The organism is Enterobacter sp. S-33, assembly GCF_028735835.1.
Lineage (GTDB): Bacteria > Pseudomonadota > Gammaproteobacteria > Enterobacterales > Enterobacteriaceae > Enterobacter > Enterobacter vonholyi.
Genome location: NZ_CP117838.1, coordinates 452,733 through 476,049, shown reverse-complemented (window position 1 = coordinate 476,049; position 23,317 = coordinate 452,733). Strand labels below are relative to the sequence as shown.

The window sequence follows — 23,317 nt, the reverse complement described above, 5'->3', positions numbered from 1 at the left end:
GTGGAGCAGAATCGCAATGAACAATTATTCCCGTTCTAATACCGGCATTGATTTAAATCTTATCCCTGTATTTATTGAAATCGTCCGCTGCGGCAGCATGGCAAAAGCCTCTTTGCGTCTGGAGATGTCACGCCCCGCGGTAAGTCTGGCCTTAAAGCGTTTTAATCAACTCTTTGATGAACCATTATTTTTCCGAAAAGGTTTATATCTTGAACCGACGGAAAAAGCGTTAGCCTTAACCAGCTCGCTGGAAATATTAATGGGTGAAATTCACGATAATATTGCGGCAATTAATTCCGGGAAAAATAAAACCCCGGCACAGAACGTACCGGGGTTGAGTAATATTATGCAGCGGTCTGAGTCGTCACTTTGAATGATGACATCGCTTCCATCAGCTGACGCGACTGCTCCTCAAGGGAGCGGGTCGCAGCGGAGGATTGCTGCACCAGCGCCGCATTCTGCTGCGCGGTTTCGTCCATCTGATTCACCGCAATATTCACCTGCTCAATGCCGCGGCTCTGCTCCTGGGACGCGGTCGCAATCTCGCGCATCAGTTTGGTCATGCGCAGCACTTCTGTTGCGATCTCATCCATCGTTTCGCCAGCCTGCTGAGCCAGCTCGCTGCCCTCGTTAACGTGGGTCTGCGAATCACTGATAAGCGATCGGATCTCTTTCGCCGCGTCGGCGCTGCGGCTGGCAAGGTTTCGCACCTCGCCCGCGACGACGGCAAAACCACGCCCTTGCTCGCCCGCGCGCGCCGCTTCCACGGAGGCGTTAAGCGCCAGAATATTGGTCTGGAAGGCAATACCGTCGATCACGCTCAGGATGTCGGCGATGCGCGCCGAGCTGCCGGAGATATCGCGCATTTTTTCAATCACGTAGCAGACCATTTCGCTGCCGTGATCGGCCGTATCGGACACCGACTTCGCCAGCTGGTGCGCCTGCTCGGCGTTATCCGCGTTGAGTTTCACCGTCGCGGTGATTTGTTCCATGCTGGCCGCCGTCTGCTCCAGCGACGTGGCGGTGGATTCCGTACGCTCGGCAAGATCGCGGTTTCCCAAGGTCAGTTCGCGGCTGCCGGTGTCAATTTGCGAGCTGGCATCGCGTACCCGCATTACCGAGTTCATCAGCGACTGTCGCATCTCCTCTATCACCGCGTTGAGGCGGTTAAACTCCTGACTCGCGGGCGCGGCAAGCGTATGGGTTAAATCCCCCGCCGCCACGTTCTCCAGCTGAGCAATGGAGGCCGAGAGCGGCTGGAGCAGCATATGGCGCAGCACCAGCCACGCGAGCACGATAATGCCCGCCGTCAGCAGCGCTGCGACGATAATCAGGATCAGCACGCGGGTTTTACTCGACTGTACGGCACTCACTTCCGCCTGACCACGCGCTTCGCTCCATTTCTGAAACGCCTGCATATCGTTATCAAACTGTTTCGCCACCGGGATCAGCGTCTTCTCCAGCAGATCGTAATACCCGTCCGCGCTCTGGTCGTTCAGGGTTTTCAACATCGGGTTGATCCCCTGCTGGTTATACGTCGCCAGGCTGGCTGACACTTTGTCGAGCAGCTGTTGTCCCTGCTCGTCAGCCACGCCGCCGTCAATCACGCCTTTCAGCGTTTTCTGGGCTAGGGCAACTTCCTGATTGATGTTTTTTACCGCTTTGGCCGCATCGTCCAGCATGCCGATTTCCATCATGCGGACGGCCTGACCCGCTTCATTGCGGGCGCGCAGGATCAGCGTATAGCCTGAATTTAGCTGCACCATCTGCTCACCCTGAAGGTGATTAATGCGCTGCAGCGAAGAAGAACTCTGTGTGAGGGCATAAATGCCAATGCCGCTGACAATCAGCAGCAGAAGGGTCATAACGGCCAGTAAAGAGAGCAAGCCGGTACGAATCGATAGCGTTTTAAGCATGATATTATTTCCGGTAGCGAGATATTTCTGGGCATAAAAAAAGAGTATCGGCCGCTACCGGAAAATGTTTAGACTTTAAGCAAATTCAGCGTGTTATCGCTCTGTTACCGATGTGTTTACGCGGGTAACAGGTGAGCTTTGACGGTTCTCCCAGAGCACAGTCAAGCCACGCTGCAGGGCAATAAAAATAAACAGCAGAATGCCGATGGCGATCTTCGTCCACCACGAGCTGAGCGTGCCGTCAAAGTTGATATAGGTTTGTATCAGCCCCTGTATAGCCACGCCGAACAGCGTCCCCAGCACCGTACCCACGCCGCCGCTAAGCAGCGTACCGCCGATGACCACAGAAGCAATCGCATCCAGCTCAACGCCAACGCCTGCAAGGGCATAGCCCGCCTGGGTGTACACCGAGAAGACGATACCCGCCAGCGTCGCCAGGCCTGTCGAGAGCATATAGATGCGGATGGTAGTGCTGCGGGTCGAGATCCCCATCAGGTTTGCCGACGTGGCGTTACCGCCGATGGCGTAAACCTGATTGCCAAACCGGGTACGGTGGGCGAGGAAGATGCCGATCACCACCACGCCCAGCATCAGCAGCCCCATCGCGCTCAAACGACCGCCGCCGGGAATTTTCCACGCCAGGCTGGAGAGCGTGTCGTACACCGGATGGTTAATGGGAATCGACTCTTCCGACACCAGATAGCTCACGCCGCGCAGGAAGAACATCCCCGCGAGGGTAATGATAAACGCCGGGATTTTCAGCGCGTCGATCAGCAGCCCCATAAAGGCGCCGAACGCGCAGCCCATCGCCAGCACCAGCGGAAACGCCACCAGCGGAGAGATCCCCCAGAAGCCGATCGCCTTCGCGAGGAACACGCCCGTAAACGCGATCACCGAGCCGACGGAGAGATCGATCCCGCCGGAGAGGATCACAAAGGTCATCCCGACGGCGATAATGCCTAAAAAAGCGTTATCGGTCAGTATATTGCAGATCACACGCGTGGAGGCGAAACCGGGAAACTGGGTGAGGCAGTAGAGATACCCCAGCACAAACACGCCCAGCGTGATCATCAACGGCAAATTACGTTTTATCATGGCCACGGATCCCCTTAATGATGCTGACAAAGCGCGGCGACTGGACGATCAGCACGCAGAGCACGACCACCGCTTTCACCACCTGATTGAGTTCCGGCTGGAATCCCGAAAGCAGGATCCCGGTGTTCATGCCCTGAATGATCAGCGCGCCGATCACCGAGAGCAGCAGGTTAAAGCGCCCGCCCATCAGCGACCCGCCGCCGATGACCACCGCCAGGATTGCGTCCAGCTCCAGCCAGAGCCCGGCGTTGTTGGCATCGGCTCCGCGGATATCCGCCGCGACGATCACCCCTGCGATGGCGGCGCAAACGCCGCTCAGCACGTAGGTCAGCATCACCATCAGCCGGGTGTTGACCCCGGCGTTGCGCGCGGCGCGGATGTTGATCCCGACGGCCTCAATGAACATGCCGAGCGCCGTTTTACGGGTGAAGAGCCAAAAGACAACCAGCGTGGCCAGGGCAATAATCACCGGCGTCGGGAAGAACAGAAGGTTGCCGCTACCAAGCCACGCCAGGCTCGGGGAGTTAAAGGTGACAATCTGGCCGGAGGTAATCAGCTGCGCCACCCCACGCCCGGCCACCATTAAGATAAGGGTGGCGACAAAGGGCTGAATTTTCAGCACCGCCACCAGAATGCCGTTCCATAATCCGGCCAGCACGCCGGTGCCTAACGCCGCCAGCAGTACCACCGGCAGGCTGTGTCCGGCCACGGTCATGGCGGCTGCAGTGGCCCCGGCGATAGCCATCACCGCGCCGACGGAGAGATCAATCCCGCCGGTGGCAATGACCAGCGTCATCCCGATGGCCAGCAGCGCCACGGGCGCAGCACGGTTCAGAATGTCTATCGGGCTGCCAAACAGGCGACCATCCTGCACGATAATCTGGAAGAAATGCGGTGCGACAAAGCTGTCAACCAGCAGTACCACCAGCAGCGCCGCGATTTGCGGCGTGCCGGTTGGCCAGCTGAAGCGGCGCTTTGACTCACCGGTTTGCGAAAGCGAACGGGACATCACGATTCACTCCTTATGCCGCAATGGCATTCATGATCGCCGGAACGGACAGCTTATCCAGCGGGATCTCTGCCACCTGCTTGCGATCGCGCATGATAATGACGCGATCGGCATAACCTACCAGCTCCTCCAGCTCGGACGAAATGACGAGCAGGGCCAGACCGTCTGCACACAGGGTTTCGATAAGCCGGATAATTTCGGCGTGCGCCCCCACGTCAATGCCGCGGGTCGGTTCGTCGAGGATCAGGAACTGCGGTTTGGTCAGCAGCCAGCGCGACAGCAGCACCTTCTGCTGGTTGCCGCCGGAGAGGAACTCGATCGGCTGTTCCGCGCTCGGGGTGCGGATGCCGAGCTGGCGGATAAAGCGCTCGGCTATGGCGTTTTGCTCTTTACGGGGGATCGGGCGCAGCCAGCCGCGCTGGGCCTGCAGCGCCAGAATGATATTCTCCCGCACCGAGGCCGCGGCAATGATACCGTCCGTTTTCCGATCTTCCGGGCAGAAGCCGACGCCCAGACAGGAGGCCTGATGCGGCGATCGCAGGGTTTGCGGTTTGCCCTTGATCAGCGCGCAGCCGCTGTCCGCGGGCTTGATCCCGAAGATCACCTCGGCGGTCTCGGTCCGGCCGGAGCCCAGCAGGCCCGCCAGGCCGACAATTTCGCCTGGCCGCACCTCAAGGTTAAACGGTGAGATCACTCCTTTTTTGCCGTAATCGCTGAACGCGGCGACCGGCTTCTCGCTCAGCAGCGTGCGCCCTGCGCGCTGGAGGGCGTTGGTCTCCAGCTCGCGACCCAGCATCATTTTTACCAGCTCGATTTGCGGCAGCTCGCGGGTTTTGTGGCAGCCGACAAAGCTGCCGTTGCGCAGCACCGTAATGCGATCGCTCACCTCATACACCTGATCGAGGAAGTGGGTGACGAAGATCAGGCTGACGCCCTGATCGCGCAGCTGGCGCATCAGGGTAAAGAGCATCTCCACTTCCTGGGTATCGAGGCTGGCGGTGGGTTCGTCCAGGATGAGTACCTTCGCGGAGAGATCGATCGCGCGACAGATGGCAACGATCTGCTGCATCGCCACGGAAAAGCGGTTCAGCGGCTCGCGGACGTCGAGGGAGAAGCCGTAGGATTCCATCAGCTTTGTCGCCCGCGCCTCCATCTCTTTGCGGCGCAGCAGGCCAAAGCGTCGCGGCTCACGGCCAATAAACAGATTATCCGCCACCGACATATTCGGCAGCAGGTTCACTTCCTGATAGACCGTCCCGATCCCCAGCTGTTGGGCATGGGCGGTATTTTTTGGCGAAATGGCGTTGCCTTCCAGCCAGATGGTGCCGCGGTCGGCGTGATAAACGCCGGTCAGGGATTTAATCAGCGTCGATTTTCCCGCGCCGTTCTCGCCCAGCAGCGCCATGATCTCCCCACGCCGCAGGCTAAAATCAACGTTATCCAGCGCTTTTACGCCGGGGAAGAATTTGCTCAAGCCCTCTGTGCGGAGGATTTCCTGGTGTTGTTCAGTGGTCATGGTTTCCCCCTGCATCAAGCCGGATGGCGCAGCGCCACCCGGCATATTCAGACAGGCTTAGTAGCCCATATTTTTCTTCTTCTCTAACTCTTCTTTCGCCGTGTCAGGCAGGTAGAGCGTGGATTTGGTAACCGTCACTTTCTCCGGCATCGTGCCGTCTTTCTTGAATTTCTCCAGCGCGTCGAATGCCGGGCCCGCCATGTTTGGCGTCAGCTCCACGCTGGCGTTGGCTTCGCCGTCAATCATCGCTTTGTAGATATCCGGCACGCCGTCGATAGAGCCGGTGAGGATATCTTTGCCCGGCTTCAGGCCCGCTTCTTTAATTGCCTGAATCGCGCCGATTACCATGTCATCGTTGTGGGCGTAAACCATGCAGATATTCTTGCCGTTGTTTTCAGCCTTAATGAAGCTCTCCATGACCTCTTTACCTTTACTACGGGTAAAGTCGCCGGACTGAGAGCGGATGATCTTGATGTTTGGCGCTTTCGCGATGGCTTCAGCAAAGCCTTTTTTACGGTCGATGGCCACGCTCGCGCCGACGGTGCCCTGCAGCTCAACGACGTTACACGGCTTGCCGTCGACCTGTTTCACCAGCCAGTCGCCAATCAACTGCCCTTCAAGCACGTTGTTAGCGGTGACGGTTGTCATATAAAGGGATTTGTCTTTGACGTCGATGGAACGGTCGAGCAGGAAGACCGGGATCTCAGCGTCTTTCGCTTCCTTCAGGACGGGTTCCCAGCCGGTTGCCACGACGGGTGCAATAAAGATGGCATCCACGCCCTGGGCGATAAAGGAGCGCACGGCTTTGATCTGATTCTCTTGTTTTTGCTGACCATCGGCGATTTTCAGGGTAATACCGCGTTTCTGAGCTTCGCTTTTCGCCACGTTGGTTTCTGCCGCTCGCCAGCCAGATTCAGAGCCGACCTGCGAAAAACCTACGGTTAAGGGAGCGGCCATCGCCATAGACGACATGGCTGCCGAAACTGCTGTGACCAGGAGTAAGCGCTTCCACATATGAACGTCCTCGTAGGGTGAGTTATTGTTGGTTAAAAGATGTTCTGCGGAATGACTATAGCCCATGAAATATGTAACGAATTGCGTTACATCACACTTCAGAAAAGTGAATAAAACGTTAATCACAAGTTTGTAATCGCTTTCATTTCTCCATGAAAAATGCGGCTGAGTTTATGGATTTTTCTGTCATGGAATCGGTCTGAAAAGTGGGAAGAACGTGGAGAGAAGGCGAAAACAGGCGGAGACATTCAGCGCGAGTTGGCTATAATACCTGCCACTTGTTTACCATCCATTTTAAAGGACACCGACATGAGCTTACTCAACGTCCCAGCGGGTAAAGAACTGCCAGAAGACATCTACGTAGTTATCGAAATCCCGGCTAACGCAGATCCGATCAAATACGAAGTGGACAAAGAGAGCGGCGCCCTGTTCGTAGACCGTTTCATGTCTACCGCGATGTTCTATCCGTGCAACTACGGTTACATCAACCATACCTTGTCTCTGGACGGTGACCCGGTTGACGTGCTGGTCCCAACGCCATACCCACTGGAGCCAGGCTCCGTCATTCGCTGCCGTCCAGTTGGCGTGCTGAAAATGACCGACGAATCCGGTGAAGATGCGAAGCTGGTTGCGGTACCGCACACCAAGCTGAGCAAAGAGTACGATCACATCAAAGATGTGAACGACCTGCCAGAGCTGCTGAAAGCGCAGATCACTCACTTCTTCGAGCACTACAAAGACCTCGAAAAAGGCAAGTGGGTTAAAGTTGACGGCTGGGACAACGCAGAAGCAGCGAAAGCGGAAATCATCTCCTCTTTCGAACGCGCTGCTAAGAAGTAATTCTTACTGCCGATTGATGAAAGCCCCGCACGTCGGGGCTTTTTTTGTGGCGGGCGCGCAGCTGGGCCTACAGTGAACATGTAGGCCGGGTAAGCGCAGCACCACCCGGCAAGAGACGCAAAAAAACAACGCCACCTCACGGTGGCGCTGTTTTTTTTCAGTACTGGTCTCTGTCTAACCAGTTACCGCTTACAATCCGCGTTAACCCTTCGACCGGACGCTGGTAGACATACATCCACGCGCTTCCGTACGGCGTCTGGATCAACTGGCGTGCGTATTCACCGCCCCTGGTGCGCAAGGCATCAAGTTCGGCAAGCGTCGCGTTATCAATACGATAAACTTCACCCTGTACTGTTCCTTCGCCCGGAACCGCGCCTGGATAGTGGCCCAGGCTGTACAACTGGTAGTTCTCGATATCGTAATTCCCCAGTAGCTGGGCATTGGTCATCCAGTGACTGTTGCCTTGCCTGGTTCGTAAACTGCCGTAGACAAATATTCGCATTGCTAAAACTCAAACTGATAGAGCAGATCAAGTGCCTGGTCTACGCCGGACACTGCTTCCAGATATAGCTTAGGCATCAGGCGATAGCGTAACGTGAGTGTTGCCAGTGAGTCAAAGATCCCCACACCATATTTTACCTGCAGACCCGGCAATACATAGCCGCTGACCACCACCTGCGAGGAGTCACCCACGCCCTGGGTGTCCAGCGCCAGATTGCTTACGCCGAACGTCTCGCCGATTTTACCCACAACCTGCCCACTTTGTGCAACCCCCAGACCCACTAACATCGAGGTCATCGCCGCGCTGTCGCTCTGACCGCTGTCCAGACCTTGTCCACGCAGCAGATAAGAGAGGGCTTCCTGCTGCGACATCGCCGGGTCAGAGAAGATCTCCGCCTTCGGTTCGTCGGCGGAACCGGTAACGCGTACGCCAGCAATAACGTCGTTTTCCGTCGCTTCAGGGTTACGAATCGCTTCGATGTTCAACAGAGGCTGATCCGGTGGACCGGAGAATAGCAGCTCGCCTTTACGGACGATCAGATCCTGACCATACGCATGGAAACGCCCTTCAGGAATATTAATTTGCCCGTTCAGGCCAAGCCCTTGTTTATCCTGCGCCACCTTCAGGTCGCCCGTGAGCCTCGCCTTCAGCCCAAACGCATTCAACCGCACGTTATTCCCCACGTGCACGATAAGATTACTATTAATCGGTATGCCCGCGCTCTTCTGTTCGACAGGTTTCAGATTTTCATTGAGCATAACTTCATCACTTGAGACGCCGACCGCGCTTTCCGGCACGTCGTGAACCACGATGCGCGCCCACGGCACGTCGACGCGGCCGTCAAGCGTGAAGAGGCTTGGCGTGGCTTCAAAGACCACATCAGGCGAGACGTCCAGGCGTACCATCGGCGGTACGGTGATGCGCACCTTGCTGCCTTTCGCGGCAATACGCGCGCGCCAGTTATCGAGCTGGCTCCAGTCCGCGTCGCCGCTCAGGTTGATTTGCCCTTGCTGCGTCAGTACCGAGCCGCTCAGCGTCGAGCTCATGCCGTTGAAATTCATCGCGATCTGGCTGGGCTGCATGTCAAACGGCATAAAGTTGCCGTCAATATCCACGCCGCTAAGCCGCATCTGACCGAACAGCTGCGGGCTTTGCGCGTTGCCGGCCAGGCGCAGGTTAGCGTTCAGCATGCCCTCGGCTTTTTCCCCGCGGGCGAAAATCGGGTTCACCATCGCCAGGTTGAAGTTACGGATGTTCACGTTACCGCCCAGATTACGCCGTCCCTGCGGATCGGTAATCTGGACCTGCCCATCCAACTGGCCGTTGTTGGTCAGGCGGATTGTCCACCCCAGCTGTGCGCGATTGTTATGCAGATCGGCACTCAGGTTCAGAGTATCGAACGCCACCGGAAGGGGCGCGTTGTTGACCTCCTGCGTCACCTTAACGTTACGCCCGGACAGCGTGACGCTGCCCTGCGGCAGCCCCTCTTTGGTGGTATCCCAGGCGACATCGGCTTTTCCGCTGAAGACGCCGCTCGCCTGTGTTGTATCCGGCATAAACGGCTTTAGCATCGCCAGATCGAAGCGGTTGAGGTTGATCTGCGCCCGCCCTTCCGCGCCCGCATCGATGGTCTGCGACACGCACAGCTCCGCATTCGGATTGGTCCAGCAGTGTGGCCCAATGCTGATCTTCTGCTCGGCGTTGCGGTAGTCCAGGGCGATGGAGCGCGAGAGCGCAAGCGGCCCGACCGGCGTATTGAAACGGGTGTTATCCAGCGTACCTTTCCAGCGCTCCTCTTTGCGGTCAAAGCTGCCGGTGAGGTGAAGCTGGCCGGAGACCGGTTCGCCCTGCACGCGCAGCTGGAGATCGTGCTGCTTCTCGTTCCCTTTGGCATCCAGGGTGACCAGGCTAATGTTCACGTCCGGCTGAGAAATGCGCTCCACGCGCAGGTTCAGGTTACCGCCGATCTGATCGGTGGATTTCACATCCCCTTCCACGCGAACGCGGGCAACGCTCAGTTCCTGCCAGCGCAGGTTATTGGCGGTGATATCCGCCAGCAGCTGCGGCGCGTCTACCGTGCCGCGCACCTTCACGAGTCCTTTCGCCGTGCCGCCAAGCCCCGGCAGGGCGTTATCCAGATTCGGCGCGTCGATGGTGGCGTCCAGATTGAGATCTTTCACTCCCAGCTCGCCCTTGATATCCGCCGTGTTGCGGCCCAGCGCCACGTGCAGCCCTGGGATAACCCACTGCAGATAGCTGTTGCCTTTCACCGAGCCTTCAACGTTAACCTTGTTCTGCTTCACGTTCCCGGTGAGCTTAATTTCCGGCACGTCCATCTGCCACGTACCGCCGTACAGGCTGCCGCGGGTTTTGATCAGGCCATCCAGTTTTGACGGCCAGTCCGGCACCTCTTTGGCGGTATTAATGCCCGTCAGCTTCAGCTCGCCGCGCCAGCTGATCGCCTGCTGCCAGTCGAGCAGCGCGGTCAGCTCGGTTTTGCCTTCAAGCGCCGCGACGGTCAGCTTGTCGAGGTTGACCTGCTGTTCGTTGCCCTTCGCATCCAGCGTAATGTTCGCGGGCGGCACGCCCTGCCCCTTCACCGCGGTGCGGAACGAAAGCGTGTAGTCCGTCATCTTGCCGCTCAGCTTTAGCTTCAGGTCATCGGCCTGGAACTGTTTTTCGCCGGTGAACGGCCAGGAAAGCTGCTTGCTGACCACCTCAAGATTGAGCGGCAGCCCGGCTTCCGCCAGCTGGGTTTGCGCGCGCAGGACCATGTCCACCGGGCCGGAGAGATTCACGCCAACATCGAGCTTATCGCGCAGCGCCCCGCCCACCTTGACCTTCACCTTTTCGCCTTTCAGCGGATCGATGTTGAGGGCACTGTTAAGCGTGATGTCCACCGGCCAGTTATCGCGCAGCAGGGCATTGCCTGACGCATTCACCGAGCCCTGGTTGGTGTCGATATCCAGCGCGTCGAGCTTCATGTTGCCGTCAATGCTGCTGACCTTCAGCAGCATATTGTAGACCGTCAGATCGGTATCGCCGGTCAGGCGCAGCTGCTCGCCTTTGAACTCTTCAATATTGAGGTTCAGCGGCAGGTGAACGTCGGTCATTTCCGGCAGGACAGGCTTCGAGAAGAGATCTTTCAGCGTTTCGCCCAGCGGCTTCTCTTCCGGCTGCGGGTTCTGGATCTTCGGCTCGACGATCTCTTCCTGCGCCACGTCGGCCACTTTCGGCAGCGCGATCAATAAGCCCTGCAGGGACGTTGGCGTCAGGGTGAGGTTTTTCTCCTGCCAGCGCAGGCCGGAGGTGAAATCCATCACGGACACGGTGGTGTCGTCGATTTTGATATTGACGTTATCGAGCGCCACCCGATAGAGCGCGATCGGGTAAGGCGTGGAGAGATTCAGCGGGCCGCTGTCCTCTTCCTCGACCGGCGCAGACTTCGGCATTTTTTTCGAATCTATCGCCACGTTGACGTCTTTAAGCGACAGGTCGTTGACGCAGAGCTTACTGTCACGCAGACAGCCCAGCTTCACCGCGAGATGAAACTCCCCGGCGTTCACCGCCACGCCCGGCTGCTCGTAGCGGATATTCTTCAGACGCAGATCGCGCCAGCCGCCCGTCACCTGACCAATCTCCAGCCCCGGCACCCAGCGGTTCGCGGCGTTAAACAGCAGATGCAGCCCGGTCGTCGTTCCAACCAGAAACGCCACCGTACCGAGCAGCAGCACGATAAAAATCAGCACCCCGAGGCTTATTTTCTTCCATAAACTCATAATTCAGGCCCCAGACCGATGTAAAACTGTAATCCGTGTTCATCTTTGTCGCCGACAGGCACGGCGAAGTCGAGCTTGATGGGTCCGACTGGCGACTGCCAGCGTACGCCCACGCCCGCGCCGGTTTTAAAGTCGCTGCGGCGGATATCGTTCACCGCTTCACCGCCGTCAACAAACATGGCGCCCCACCACTTTCCGCTGACGTTGTACTGATACTCCAGCGATCCCGTCGCCAGTTTTGACGCACCGGTTAGCTGGCCCTTTTCGTTCTCAGGTGAGATCGATTTGTACTTATACCCACGAATGCTGCGGTCGCCCCCGGCGAAGAAGCGCAGATCCGGCGGAACGCGCTCGAAGTCTCCCGTTTCAATCCAGCCGAGATTGCCGCGCATCACAAAGCGGTGTTTGTCGTACAGCGTGCGGATCCAAACGTTTTGCGCCTGAATCACCGAGAAATCCACGTCGGAGCCCCAGGCGGAGTTGGAATAATCGATCGAGTAGCGCTGTGAGTCGCCCCAGGTCGGCATCAGCCCCCCGCGCGAACGGGTTCGGCTGATCATTACGCCCGGATAAAGCAGCATGGTGGTATTGGTGACGTTGGCCTGGGTAAAGTGGTCCAGGCTCCAGCGCAGGTTAATGGCGCGCTGCCAGCCGCTGGAGAGATCCCAGAAGCGGGAGACCGCAAGCGTCGTGGAGTCCTGCTTGGTGTCGTTTAAATCGGTGCGCTTAAAACCGCCCTGCAGAAGGTAATATTGCTCAAGCGGATTTTTCAGCAGCGGCATTTTGTAGCTGAAATCAAGCTGCTGCTCGGGCGCAGAGAGGCTCAGGCTGGTGGTCAGGCTGTGGCCGTACGAGTTCATCCACGGTTTTTTCCACGAGGTTTTCACGCGTGGTCCGACATCCGTCGAGTAGCCAACACCGGTCTCAATGGTGTTCTCGGTGCGCGGCGAGACAACGCCATGCAGCGGCAACACCTTGGTTTTGCGAGACTTCTCAAATTCCGGTGCGACAACTACGGAGTTAAACCAGCCGGTAGCGGAGAGGCGTCGGTTCAGCTCTCCGAGATCGCTCGACTGGTAGTAATCCCCTTTTTTGAACGGCACGAGATTTTGCAGGTACTCTTCGCGAATTTGCGAACCTTCAAACGTCACGTCGCCAAAGCGGTAGCGCTCTCCACTGTCGTAGTCGATATCCCAGAAGGCCTGACGTCTCTCCAGCGCAATGCCCAGCTGGCTTTTATTGAACTGGCTGTCAAAGTAGCCCTTACGCAGGGAAACATTCGTCAGCTCTTTTTTGAAATGGTCGTAGTCACCGTGGTTAAGCACGGTACCGATTTTCGGCCGCGTGCTGAGCAGGTCCAGATAATCCCGGTCGGTACGCGCCCCGCCGCGCAGGATGACGTTCGTACCGCCAATCAGTACCGGCTCACCCGGCGAAACGCGGGCAATAAGGACCTGGCGCCCCTTCTTTGGCGGCGGACGGAGGTCAAAATCAATAGTGGGTTCGTAATACCCCAGCGCTTTCAGCCCTTCACGGATCGCATCATCTACGCGCGCGCGAAAACGCCGGTCCGGCGTCACCTCATCACTCTGGATGGTCGACAACTGCGCACGCACGTTTTTTTGTAGCGCCCCGGATAACCCCTCAACCTGCAAACGGACATTCGCCGCGCTGGCAATCCCGCTTGTCAGCAACACACTGACTAAACATAACTGGCGGATTTTTGTCACGTTTTCTCCTGAATATCCCTGTTTCCACCCTGGAAGCAAATGAAGTGCCGCTCCGCGGCAAAATACGGCCTGTGGCCAAAAACCCGAATCGCGGGTTGAAAATGGGTGTAACACCCAAATATTTCTTATGATTAAATCTAGACTGATTCAGCGCATTTATTGTGTTCAATTAAACGCTTCGTGACAACCTTAACTGAAACATCGCACCCCGGGAGGCCCCATCGTGAGTTTATTCGACAAAAAGCATCTGGTTTCACAAGCTGATGCATTACCGGGACGCAACACCCCTATGCCTGTGGCGACCTTACACGCCGTCAATAACCACTCCATGACCAACGTGCCGGAGGGAATGGAAATCGCCATGTTCGCCATGGGCTGTTTCTGGGGCGTTGAGCGCCTCTTCTGGCAACTCCCCGGCGTTTACAGCACGGCGGCTGGCTACACGGGCGGTTACACGCCGAATCCTACCTATCGCGAAGTTTGCTCCGGCGAAACCGGGCATGCGGAAGCAGTGCGCGTGGTCTATGACCCTGCGGTAATCAGCTACGAGCAGCTGCTGCAGGTCTTCTGGGAGAACCACGACCCGGCGCAGGGCATGCGTCAGGGCAACGACCACGGCACACAGTATCGCTCGGCCATTTATCCGCTCACGCCGGAGCAAGATGCCGCCGCGCGCGCCAGCCTTGAGCGTTTCCAGCAGGCCATGCGTGAAGCGGGCGACACGCGCGAGGTGACGACGGAAATCACAACCGCGAAACCATTCTACTATGCGGAAGACGATCACCAGCAGTATCTGCATAAAAACCCGTACGGCTATTGCGGTATCGGGGGCATCGGCGTCTGCCTGCCGCCACAGCTGGCCTGATTTCCGTTCCAGCGCCACGCGAGCAGCGTGGCGCTCAAAGAAGCGACAGCGTTGTCTCATAGCTTAACATCCATCCACCAGCCGTCCCCGCCGGCCATCTTCGCCAAATTGTGACCTCTGGCAGATTTACATCTCTTTACGCTATACTACCCGCTGAAATAATCGGCTCAACGCTACGAGCGGATGTTCAATGTGTTTCCACACAAATGGTATCAACTCCCCTTCTGAGGATCTGGCGAGAAGCCGGATAAACTATGTTAAACAGTATTTTAGTAATACTTTGTCTGATTGCCGTCAGCGCATTTTTCTCGATATCTGAGATCTCGCTGGCCGCGTCCCGTAAAATCAAACTGAAGCTGCTTGCCGATGAAGGCAACATCAATGCCACCCGCATCCTGAAAATGCAGGAAAACCCCGGCATGTTCTTCACCGTGGTGCAGATTGGCCTCAACGCGGTGGCCATACTCGGCGGTATCGTGGGTGATGCGGCGTTTTCTCCGGCGTTTTACAGCCTGTTTGTTAAGTACATGTCCGTTGAACTGGCCGAACAGCTCAGCTTTATCCTCTCCTTCTCGCTGGTAACCGGCTTGTTCATCCTCTTTGCAGACCTGACCCCGAAACGCATCGGTATGATTGCGCCAGAAGCTGTGGCTTTGCGTATCATCAACCCGATGCGCTTCTGTCTGTACGTGTTTCGTCCGCTGGTGTGGTTCTTCAACGGCCTGGCGAACGTGATTTTCCGCATCTTTAAGCTGCCTATGGTGCGTAAAGACGACATCACGTCTGACGACATCTATGCGGTAGTGGAAGCCGGCGCGCTGGCCGGGGTGCTGCGCAAGCAGGAACACGAGCTGATTGAGAACGTGTTCGAACTGGAATCCCGTACCGTACCGTCTTCCATGACGGGCCGTGAAAGCATTATCTGGTTCGATTTACATGAAGATGAGCAGAGCCTGAAGAACAAAGTGGCGCAGCATCCACACTCTAAGTTCCTTGTCTGTAATGAAGATATCGACCACATCATCGGTTACGTCGACTCCAAAGACCTGCTGAACCGCGTACTGGCAAACCAGAGCCTGGCGCTCAACAGCGGCGTGCAGATCCGCAATACCCTAATTGTGCCGGACACTCTGACGCTCTCAGAAGCGCTGGAAAGTTTCAAAACCGCCGGGGAAGACTTCGCGGTTATCATGAACGAATACGCCCTGGTGGTGGGTATTATCACCCTGAACGACGTGATGACCACGCTGATGGGCGACCTGGTTGGCCAGGGGCTGGAAGAGCAGATTGTCCAGCGTGACGATAATTCATGGCTGATTGATGGCGGCACGCCGATTGAAGACGTGATGCGCGTGCTGGATATCGACGAGTTCCCGCAGTCCGGTAACTACGAGACCATCGGCGGCTTTATGATGTTTATGCTGCGTAAAATCCCGAAACGTACCGACTCGGTGAAGTTCTCCGGCTACAAGTTTGAGGTGGTGGATATTGATAACTACCGCATCGACCAGCTGCTGGTGACGCGCATCGACAACAAACCGACCGTACTGGTTCCGAAGCTGCCGGATGCGGAAGAGAAGGTATCGGCGTAAGGTTCCAGCCTCCACAAACATCAACGGCTCCCATTGGGAGCCGTTTTTTTAACTACTGCATAGCACGTTGGTTAAGCCATCTCAGTTTGCAGACGCATAACCTGACGGTTGACTTCGGACATCACAGACAGGTGCTGTTTGTCCTTCACTTTTGGGACAAGGATCTTGCCCTTATCAAACTCAAAAGCGCCAACATCCTTGATATACAACCGTCCACGGAACAGGATCTTCACGTACTTCGCCACCTGAAGCGGGTTGTAGCGTTGGAAAATTTTCATTCTTGTATCTCCTGCGAATCATACGCTCTTGCGGTGCCACAATCGGCCCGACTGTCCTGAGCGCAAATTTTAATGCCCAATGACTATAGACCAGAACTACGGTGTTACCCAGTGTGCATAAGTTTATTTACCGTTTGATTACAATTATTCAGAATAATCTTTGCAAAGCGTGACCGGGCGCAGTATAAGCCGTCGTTTTTTCATGGATATGTGCGTTCACCCGCAAACTGGCATCGGGATTGCGGGAAAACCACATTGATCGCACTTATGATTAAAGCGTAAGACCAAGTGGTCGGATCACCTGCAAACAATAAGGAAACGCCATGACCCTACGTAATATCCTTGCAGCAGCCTGCCTGCTGCTGCCTCTGTGGGCTTCCGCTCACAACATTGAAAAAGGACAACGTGTACCGCCAGTCGGCATTGCTGACCGGGGAGAATTGATTCTCGACAATGATAAGTTTAGCTACAAACCCTGGAATAGCGCGCAGCTCGCGGGCAAAGTGAGAGTTGTACAACATATTGCCGGTCGTACATCCGCAAAAGAGAAAAATGCCAACCTGGTGGAAGCGATCAAGGCCGCGAAATTCCCGCACGACCGCTACCAGACGACCACTATTGTTAATACCGATGACGCCATTCCGGGCTCCGGGATGTTTGTGCGCTCAAGCCTTGAGAGCAATAAAAAGCTCTATCCGTGGTCGCAGTTTATCGTCGACAGCAACGGCGTAACCCGTAAGGCCTGGCAGCTGGAGGAAGAAAGCTCAGCGATTATTGTGTTGGATAAGGAAGGTCGCGTGCAGTGGGCGAAAGACGGCGCGTTAACCCAGGAAGAGGTGCAGCAGGTTGTCGACCTGCTGCATAAGCTGCTGGCTCAATAAATAGAGACGCGGAAGCCGGGGTTAAGGAAGGATTCGCGCGGGGTGTAGTCCAGCGGTTTGCCCTGCCAGTCATGAACATGCGCCCCGGCGGCCGCAGCAATGGCATGCCCGGCGGCGGTATCCCAGATATTGGTTGGCCCAAAGCGAGGATACAGCTGCGCATGGCCTTCCGCCACCAGGCAGAATTTCAGCGACGAGCCGATCGAGGTGGTCTGGTGTTCACCCAGCTGCTGCAGGTACTCCTGCAGTTCGCTGTCGCTGTGCGAGCGGCTAATTACCACCAGCGGCGGACGCGCATCGCGCACCTGGATCTGCTTGCGCACGCCGCACTCTTCCTTCCACGCCTTCCCTTCTGCGGCGCTGTACATCACCTTCATTACCGGCGCGTAAACCACACCCAGCACCGCTTTCCCTTTCTCAATCAGGGCGATATTGACGGTGAATTCACCGTTGCGCTTGATGAACTCTTTTGTCCCGTCCAGCGGATCGACCAACCAGTAGCGCTGCCAGTGCTGGCGCTCGTCCCAGCTTTGCGGCGCTTCTTCTGACAGGACGGGGATGTCCGGCGTTAAGGCCTGTAACCCTTTGAGGATCACCTTATGCGCGGCAATATCCGCCGCCGTGACCGGAGAATCGTCGGCTTTGCTGACAACCTCCATAGGTTTAATACCGTCATACACCTGCATGATGGCATCTCCCGCATCCCGTGCGAGCTGACAAATTTTTTCTAGCATTTTCCACCTCTTTGTTAACGCAGTGAGGTTAACTCTTTGTTTTAGTTATATCGTAATGTGAACAATTCCGCTATCTGTGAAGCAATTCCGGTTTCAGGTTACTTTTTTCTGTCAGGATTCACATTTCTGTAAGCAACAAGCTATAGATACATACTCTTTTGTGGTCTGCATCGAAAAAAGGACTCCTCTGATGATTAAGTTTAGTGCAACGCTTCTGGCGACGCTGATTGCAGCGAGCGTGCAGGCGGCGACGGTAGATCTGCGTATTCTGGAAACGACCGATCTGCACAGCAACATGATGGACTTCGATTACTACAAAGATACCCCGACGGAAAAATTCGGACTGGTACGCACGGCGAGCCTGATCGATGCCGCACGCGGCGAAGTGAATAACAGCGTGCTGGTCGACAATGGCGATCTCATTCAGGGCAGCCCGCTTGGGGACTACATGGCGACCAGGGGGTTGAAAAAAGGCGAGATCCATCCTGTTTATAAAGCGATGAACACCCTGGATTACACCGTCGGCAACCTCGGCAACCACGAATTCAACTACGGTTTGAAATACCTTCACGATGCCCTGGCCGGCGCGAAATTCCCGTACGTTAACGCCAATATCATCGACGTTAAAACGCAAAAGCCGCTCTTTACCCCATACCTGATTAAAAATACCGAGGTTGTCGATCGGGACGGGAAAAAACAAACGCTCAAAATCGGCTATATCGGTTTTGTCCCGCCGCAGATCATGACGTGGGATAAGGCCAACCTCGACGGTAAGGTGACCGTCAACGACATCACCGAAACCGCGCGTAAATACGTGCCGGAAATGCGCAAAAAAGGCGCCGATCTGGTGGTCGTTGTCGCCCACTCTGGTCTCTCCGCCGATCCGTATCAGGCCATGGCAGAAAACTCCGTTTACTATCTGAGTGAAGTCCCTGGCGTCGACGCGATCCTGTTCGGCCATGCCCACGCGGTCTTCCCGGGTAAAGATTTCGTCAGCATCAAAGGGGCTGACATTGAGAAAGGGACGCTCAACGGCGTGCCGTCGGTGATGCCGGGTATGTGGGGCGACCATCTTGGCGTAGTGGATCTGGTGCTGAATAACGACGGTGGCAGCTGGAAGGTGACGCAGTCAAAAGCCGAAGCGCGCCCAATCTACGACGCTGCAGCGAAAAAATCTCTGGCGGCTGAAGATAAAAAACTGGTCAACGTGCTGAAGCACGATCACGACGCCACGCGCGAATTCGTCAGCAAGCCGATCGGCAAATCCGCCGATAACATGTACAGCTTCCTCGCGCTAGTGCAGGACGACCCGACCGTTCAGGTCGTCAACATGGCGCAGAAAGCCTATGCCGAACACTTTGTGCAGGGCGATCCGGATCTGGCAAAACTGCCGGTCCTGTCAGCCGCTGCGCCATTCAAAGTGGGCGGGCGTAAGAATGACCCGGCCAGCTATGTTGAAGTCGAAAAGGGCCAGCTGACCTTCCGTAACGCCGCCGACCTCTATCTCTACCCGAACACGCTGGTGGTGGTTAAAGCCACCGGGAAAGAGGTAAAAGAGTGGCTGGAGTGTTCTGCCGGACAGTTTAACCAGATTGACCCGCACAGCAGTAAGCCGCAGTCGCTGATTAACTGGGACGGCTTCCGTACCTATAACTTCGACGTGATCGACGGCGTTAACTACCAGATTGACGTCACCCAGCCGGCGAAATATGACGGCGAGTGCCAGGCGGTTAACCCGCAGGCGGAGCGCATCAAAAACCTGACCTTCAACGGCAAGGCGATCGACCCGAATGCCACCTTCCTGGTGGCGACCAATAACTACCGTGCCTACGGCGGTAAGTTTGCCGGTACGGGAGATAGCCATATCGCCTTTGCCTCGCCGGACGAGAACCGCTCGGTGCTTGCGGCGTGGATCAGCGCGGAGTCGAAGAAGGCGGGCGAAATTCATCCTGCGGTGGATAACAACTGGCGTCTGGCACCGATCCACAGCGATACGAAACTGGATATTCGCTTTGAAACGTCGCCATCCGACAAGGCAGCCACGTTTATCAAGGAGAAGGCGCAGTATCCAATGAAACAGGTCGCGACGGATGATATTGGGTTCGCGATTTATCAGGTGGATTTAAGCAAGTAGCGGCGATTGTGCCGGGTGGCGCTTCGCTTACCCGGCCTACGGGATGAAAGAGTACGGGTAGGCCGGGTAAGGCGAAGCCGCCACCCGGCTTTTACGCCGCGCGATCGTCCCTGTTCGCCATAACCTTCGGCGTATTCACCTCAATCCAGTCAGCCAGCGCGGCAACTTTCTCGCTGACCTCAATACCCATCGGCGTCAGGCTATACTCTACGTGCGGCGGCACGACCGGATACGATACGCGATCGACAAACCCGTCCTGCTCCAGCGCCTGAAGCGACTGGGAGAGCATCTTTTCGCTCACCCCGCCCATTTTGCGGCGCAGATCGCTAAAGCGATGCGTTCCCTGGCGCAGCGCCAGCAAAATCAGTACCCCCCAGCGGCTGGTTACATGTTTGAGCACCTCTCGTGAAGGGCACTGCTCCGCGAAAAGATTGCCATCGCGCATTTGTTCGCTGAGCGTCGGTATCGTTGTTTTCATACTTACCTTTTTGTACGTACTTACTAAAAGTTAGCTATGGTGCTAGTGTGCCACAACATCAGACAAACACGAAGGAGATTCATCATGATCGCGATTACCGGCGCTACCGGCCAGCTTGGCCATCTCGTTATCGAACAGCTGCTGAAAACCGTACCGGCCAAGCAGATTGTGGCCATCGTACGTAACCCGGCGAAAGCGCAAGCCTTAAGCCAGCAGGGGATTGTGGTTCGTCAGGCTGACTACACGGATGAAGCCGCCTTCGCCGCCGCGCTGAGCGGCGTGGATAAGCTTCTGCTGATCTCTTCCAGCGAAGTCGGCCAGCGCGCGACCCAGCACCAGAACGTGATTAACGCCGCCAAAACGGCTGGGGTGAAATTTATCGCCTACACCAGCCTGCTGCATGCGGATACATCACCGCTCGGCCTGCACGTTGAACACGTTGCCACTGAAAAAGCGCTGGCGGCGTCCGGGATTCCTTATGCCCTGCTGCGCAACGGCTGGTATACCGAAAACTACCTGGCGAGCGCGCCGCCTGCGCTGGAACACGGCGTGTTTATTGGTGCGGCAGGCGAAGGCAAAATTGCCTCTGCCACCCGCGCAGACTATGCCGCGGCGGCAGCCAAAGTGATCGCTGAAGAGGGCCATGCGGGCAAGGTGTATGAACTGGCGGGCGACCACGGCTGGACGCTGAGCGAACTGGCAGCTGAGCTCAGCAAACAGAGCGGGAAACCGGTAACCTATCAGAATCTCAGTGAAGCAGATTTTGCCGCCGCGCTTAAAAGCGTCGGTCTGCCTGCCGGGCTGGCTGATATGCTGGCGGATTCCGATGTCGGGGCCTCCAAAGGCGGACTCTTTGACGATAGCCATACGCTGAGCAAACTGATCGGGCGCGCAACGACACCGCTGGCGCAGAGCATTAAAGCCATTCTTTAACGGTGTCACCGTTCTTTCCTGCGGCCGGGTGATTTCCCTTACCCGGCCCACACATATTGATTAATAATAAAAACAGATATAACGATTAAAAGTCCGGGTATTCTTTTTCCGTCGCGTACATTATCGGTTTTTCAAATCCGGGAAGGGTGATGCCATCCCTGGCAATCTTAATATCTTCCTCATTTATCCCCTGCTGGCCAAACAGATAAATAACGTTGAGTTCACCCTGCGAAGCCGACTCGTCGTACGCGTTCGCCTGATGTCGCACCTCGCGGTTACGCTGCTGATAATCCGCAAATACCGCGTCCCCGTAGCGTTTGCGCAACCATTGATGGGTAAGCTTTGGCGAGTAAACCACCCCCGTGGCATTATTACCGCCAAAGCCTTTTGAATTAATAAAGGCAATTTGCCCCTGGCCTTCCTCTAATTTGTAGTCCTGAAGAGGAATGGATAAGCGTGCGTTATTCACCTGCGGCGCGATCTGGGTTACGCTTTTAATTCCCGGTAAAATGCCATAGCGGAAGACGCCGAGGCAGCTGATAAGCTGGTCGCCGCTGGCGGGTCCCAGGGAGTGACCGAGATACGATTTCACCGCCGTCACCGGCCAGTCGCGGATCGCAAAGGCTTGCGCAACGCGGTCAAAAATATCCGCTTCGGAGACGCAATTCTTCGGCGTGCTTGAACCGTGCGCCTGAATAAACGATCCCTTTTGCACCGCTTCCATTCCGACCATCGACACTGCCGAAGCCACGGCTTTCGCCATGGTGATGTAGTTCCCCGGCCCTGGTGACGCAATAGAACGCTTAAAGCCGTCAGCGTTGATAAAGACATTCCCCACCGAACCATGGATCTCTGCCCCAAGCTGCAGCGCCAGCTCGTCGTCCATTAACACGACATACTGGCTGGATTCTGCGATCACAAAACCACAGCTGTCGCCAAAAGGACGGCTGCTGCTGCGCCAGTCGGGCGTTTCCGTTTCATCAATATGCTTAAGCTTGCTCTCCGTTGCCAGGGCGCCCATGGCGTCGAATCCTTCAATCACTTCGGAGGTGACCGGCGCTTCGGCGCTGCCCACAACGGCCACGCGAATGCGTCCCGCTTTTATATCTTCGACTGCCGCATTGAGGTTATACAGAAACGTGGCGCACGCCCCCAGCGTGGCGCTGGTATGGCCAACGCTACCCAGCACATACGCATTGAGGAAATCAGCGCACATGCTGTTCAGGCCCAGCGGACACTGTTTGGCGCTGACGCGCTGGCCTTTCAGGCGCGACTGGAGCATACCGCCAAAGCCATAATCGTCGAGCTGTCCCATGATATTGCCCGAATAGACCCCGAGCTGATCCGGCGCGATCGCTGCCTGTATCTCGCGCCACGGGATCCCCAGAGCGTTGATGGCGTCCGATGCCCCGACAATCGCCATTTGTAACGCCCGCGGATGGAACTGCGAATTGTAATGGTCACCCGGCCGGAATCCCTGCGGCAGCAAACCAGCAGCCTGAACCTCCGTGCGCAACAACGCCTCAATTTTACAGTCCATCTCTCCCTGAACGGTAATACGCACGCGCCGATCCGCTAATTCCTCAACCTGCCATCCCGCCGGTAAGGGATGCGGTAATTGTCTGGCTGAGATATTAAAGCTGAATCCTTCTTCGCCAGAAACCATATTCAATTTTGCATGGCTGGTGATAGCATCGACATCAAAATAGTCGCGCGTAATTATTCTGATAAGGGTTCCTTCCAGCGTCTCGTCTTTTATCTGCGCGGCAGCCTGAGCGGGCGTAAATCTTTTACCTGAAATGTCGCAATACCCACCTTCATCATATTTAAGCACGCCCATCAGAATAGCTAACGATAATAACGTCTCCTGCCTTTCCTCTTCCGATAATGAATCAATAATCATTCGGCGAAATGCATGATGAAAAGAACTACGACCAGCTGGACTATAGCCGCCAAAAGCCGTTATTACGGGTAATTTCACCATAATTCATCCTGTAGTGGTCGTGGATTTATTTTGTGCA

The 23,317-nt window shown here is 56.2% G+C and carries 19 protein-coding genes; 7 read left to right on the top strand and 12 right to left on the bottom strand.

Annotated features, from left to right (window positions below):
- The first annotated feature begins 16 nt into the window (after positions 1-16).
- The gene (locus PUP35_RS02220; RefSeq protein ID WP_274241849.1) at positions 17-373 is read left to right on the top strand and encodes a helix-turn-helix domain-containing protein; all 357 of its coding nucleotides are present in this window, start codon (positions 17-19) and stop codon (positions 371-373) included.
- On the opposite strand, the gene PUP35_RS02215 is transcribed toward PUP35_RS02220, so the two are convergent.
- From PUP35_RS02215 to ytfQ, 5 genes are all read right to left on the bottom strand, one after another.
- Positions 345-1,916 (bottom strand): methyl-accepting chemotaxis protein, encoded by a 1,572-nt coding sequence (locus tag PUP35_RS02215; RefSeq protein WP_115876607.1) that lies wholly within the window; start codon positions 1,914-1,916, stop codon positions 345-347. The two genes, PUP35_RS02220 and PUP35_RS02215, sit on opposite strands and share 29 nt — an antisense overlap.
- Before the next feature lie 93 nt (positions 1,917-2,009).
- Positions 2,010-3,011: a galactofuranose ABC transporter, permease protein YjfF gene (yjfF, locus tag PUP35_RS02210; RefSeq protein WP_023293434.1), complete on the bottom strand. Its 1,002-nt coding sequence runs from the start codon at positions 3,009-3,011 to the stop codon at positions 2,010-2,012.
- A complete protein-coding gene (gene ytfT, locus PUP35_RS02205; protein ID WP_274241848.1) occupies positions 2,998-4,023 on the bottom strand; it encodes a galactofuranose ABC transporter, ATP-binding protein YtfT in 1,026 nt (341 codons plus the stop codon). Before ytfT ends, yjfF begins: the two co-directional genes overlap by 14 nt.
- Positions 4,024-4,033: 10 nt before the next feature.
- The gene (gene ytfR / locus PUP35_RS02200; RefSeq protein WP_274241847.1) at positions 4,034-5,536 is read right to left on the bottom strand and encodes a galactofuranose ABC transporter, ATP-binding protein YtfR; all 1,503 of its coding nucleotides are present in this window, start codon (positions 5,534-5,536) and stop codon (positions 4,034-4,036) included.
- A gap of 57 nt (positions 5,537-5,593) precedes the next feature.
- Positions 5,594-6,550, bottom strand: a complete 957-nt coding sequence (gene ytfQ / locus PUP35_RS02195) for a galactofuranose ABC transporter substrate-binding protein YtfQ (protein ID WP_014882271.1) — start codon at positions 6,548-6,550, stop codon at positions 5,594-5,596.
- A 309-nt stretch (positions 6,551-6,859) separates the two neighbouring features.
- Between ytfQ and ppa the strand changes: the two genes are divergently transcribed.
- Positions 6,860-7,390, top strand: coding sequence for an inorganic diphosphatase (ppa, locus tag PUP35_RS02190; protein WP_111965368.1), 531 nt, complete (start codon positions 6,860-6,862; stop codon positions 7,388-7,390).
- Between the two features lie 157 nt (positions 7,391-7,547).
- Here the strand turns inward: ppa and PUP35_RS02185 are convergent, their stop codons facing one another.
- From PUP35_RS02185 to tamA, 3 genes are read right to left on the bottom strand one after another with little or no spacing between them, the layout of a single operon-like run.
- On the bottom strand, positions 7,548-7,892 hold the full coding sequence (locus PUP35_RS02185; protein ID WP_111965369.1) for a gamma-glutamylcyclotransferase family protein: 345 nt from the start codon (positions 7,890-7,892) through the stop codon (positions 7,548-7,550).
- A 2-nt stretch (positions 7,893-7,894) separates the two neighbouring features.
- Positions 7,895-11,671, bottom strand: a complete 3,777-nt coding sequence (gene tamB / locus PUP35_RS02180; protein WP_274241846.1) for an autotransporter assembly complex protein TamB — start codon at positions 11,669-11,671, stop codon at positions 7,895-7,897.
- Complete coding sequence (gene tamA / locus PUP35_RS02175; RefSeq protein WP_127729377.1) at positions 11,668-13,401, bottom strand: autotransporter assembly complex protein TamA; 1,734 nt, start codon at positions 13,399-13,401, stop codon at positions 11,668-11,670. Before tamA ends, tamB begins: the two co-directional genes overlap by 4 nt.
- A 223-nt stretch (positions 13,402-13,624) precedes the next feature.
- On the opposite strand from tamA, the gene msrA reads away from it, so the two are divergent.
- Both msrA and PUP35_RS02165 read left to right on the top strand, forming a co-directional pair.
- Entirely contained in the window at positions 13,625-14,266 is a 642-nt protein-coding gene (gene msrA, locus PUP35_RS02170) for a peptide-methionine (S)-S-oxide reductase MsrA (protein ID WP_274241845.1), read from the top strand.
- A 254-nt stretch (positions 14,267-14,520) separates the two neighbouring features.
- Positions 14,521-15,858 carry a hemolysin family protein gene (locus tag PUP35_RS02165; protein ID WP_023310162.1) on the top strand — a complete coding sequence of 446 codons (1,338 nt, stop codon included), beginning with the start codon at positions 14,521-14,523 and terminating at the stop codon, positions 15,856-15,858.
- 71 nt (positions 15,859-15,929) lie between these two features.
- Here PUP35_RS02165 and PUP35_RS02160 read toward each other — a convergent pair whose 3' ends face one another.
- Positions 15,930-16,136, bottom strand: a complete 207-nt coding sequence (locus tag PUP35_RS02160; RefSeq protein WP_008501430.1) for a DUF1107 domain-containing protein — start codon at positions 16,134-16,136, stop codon at positions 15,930-15,932.
- Between the two features lie 323 nt (positions 16,137-16,459).
- Here PUP35_RS02160 and PUP35_RS02155 point away from each other — a divergent pair, with 323 nt between their 5' ends.
- A complete protein-coding gene (locus PUP35_RS02155; protein WP_023310161.1) occupies positions 16,460-17,017 on the top strand; it encodes a YtfJ family protein in 558 nt (185 codons plus the stop codon).
- Here PUP35_RS02155 and cysQ read toward each other — a convergent pair.
- On the bottom strand, positions 17,011-17,751 hold the full coding sequence (gene cysQ / locus PUP35_RS02150) for a 3'(2'),5'-bisphosphate nucleotidase CysQ (protein ID WP_274241844.1): 741 nt from the start codon (positions 17,749-17,751) through the stop codon (positions 17,011-17,013). The genes PUP35_RS02155 and cysQ overlap by 7 nt on opposite strands.
- Positions 17,752-17,941: 190 nt before the next feature.
- Between cysQ and PUP35_RS02145 the strand changes: the two genes are divergently transcribed.
- Positions 17,942-19,885, top strand: a complete 1,944-nt coding sequence (locus tag PUP35_RS02145) for a bifunctional 2',3'-cyclic-nucleotide 2'-phosphodiesterase/3'-nucleotidase (RefSeq protein ID WP_143344572.1) — start codon at positions 17,942-17,944, stop codon at positions 19,883-19,885.
- 91 nt (positions 19,886-19,976) lie between these two features.
- Here PUP35_RS02145 and PUP35_RS02140 read toward each other — a convergent pair whose 3' ends face one another.
- Entirely contained in the window at positions 19,977-20,363 is a 387-nt protein-coding gene (locus PUP35_RS02140) for a winged helix-turn-helix transcriptional regulator (RefSeq protein ID WP_023331869.1), read from the bottom strand.
- Positions 20,364-20,447: 84 nt separating this feature from the next.
- On the opposite strand from PUP35_RS02140, the gene PUP35_RS02135 reads away from it, so the two are divergent.
- Positions 20,448-21,296, top strand: coding sequence for an SDR family oxidoreductase (locus PUP35_RS02135; protein WP_274241843.1), 849 nt, complete (start codon positions 20,448-20,450; stop codon positions 21,294-21,296).
- A gap of 85 nt (positions 21,297-21,381) precedes the next feature.
- On the opposite strand, the gene PUP35_RS02130 is transcribed toward PUP35_RS02135, so the two are convergent.
- Complete coding sequence (locus PUP35_RS02130; protein ID WP_274241842.1) at positions 21,382-23,199, bottom strand: beta-ketoacyl synthase; 1,818 nt, start codon at positions 23,197-23,199, stop codon at positions 21,382-21,384.
- Positions 23,200-23,317 lie beyond the last annotated feature (118 nt).

Bases quoted from the DNA above. Each gene is read 5' to 3' on its own strand.
- PUP35_RS02220 (WP_274241849.1), top strand. From the start codon at position 17: ATGAACAATTATTCCCGTTCTAATACCGGCATTGATTTAAATCTTATC.
- PUP35_RS02215 (WP_115876607.1), bottom strand. From the start codon at position 1,916: ATGCTTAAAACGCTATCGATTCGTACCGGCTTGCTCTCTTTACTGGCC.
- yjfF (WP_023293434.1), bottom strand. From the start codon at position 3,011: ATGATAAAACGTAATTTGCCGTTGATGATCACGCTGGGCGTGTTTGTG.
- ytfR (WP_274241847.1), bottom strand. From the start codon at position 5,536: ATGACCACTGAACAACACCAGGAAATCCTCCGCACAGAGGGCTTGAGC.
- ytfQ (WP_014882271.1), bottom strand. From the start codon at position 6,550: ATGTGGAAGCGCTTACTCCTGGTCACAGCAGTTTCGGCAGCCATGTCG.
- ppa (WP_111965368.1), top strand. From the start codon at position 6,860: ATGAGCTTACTCAACGTCCCAGCGGGTAAAGAACTGCCAGAAGACATC.
- PUP35_RS02185 (WP_111965369.1), bottom strand. From the start codon at position 7,892: ATGCGAATATTTGTCTACGGCAGTTTACGAACCAGGCAAGGCAACAGT.
- tamB (WP_274241846.1), bottom strand. From the start codon at position 11,671: ATGAGTTTATGGAAGAAAATAAGCCTCGGGGTGCTGATTTTTATCGTG.
- PUP35_RS02165 (WP_023310162.1), top strand. From the start codon at position 14,521: ATGTTAAACAGTATTTTAGTAATACTTTGTCTGATTGCCGTCAGCGCA.
- PUP35_RS02160 (WP_008501430.1), bottom strand. From the start codon at position 16,136: ATGAAAATTTTCCAACGCTACAACCCGCTTCAGGTGGCGAAGTACGTG.
- PUP35_RS02155 (WP_023310161.1), top strand. From the start codon at position 16,460: ATGACCCTACGTAATATCCTTGCAGCAGCCTGCCTGCTGCTGCCTCTG.
- cysQ (WP_274241844.1), bottom strand. From the start codon at position 17,751: ATGCTAGAAAAAATTTGTCAGCTCGCACGGGATGCGGGAGATGCCATC.
- PUP35_RS02145 (WP_143344572.1), top strand. From the start codon at position 17,942: ATGATTAAGTTTAGTGCAACGCTTCTGGCGACGCTGATTGCAGCGAGC.
- PUP35_RS02140 (WP_023331869.1), bottom strand. From the start codon at position 20,363: ATGAAAACAACGATACCGACGCTCAGCGAACAAATGCGCGATGGCAAT.
- PUP35_RS02135 (WP_274241843.1), top strand. From the start codon at position 20,448: ATGATCGCGATTACCGGCGCTACCGGCCAGCTTGGCCATCTCGTTATC.
- PUP35_RS02130 (WP_274241842.1), bottom strand. From the start codon at position 23,199: ATGATTATTGATTCATTATCGGAAGAGGAAAGGCAGGAGACGTTATTA.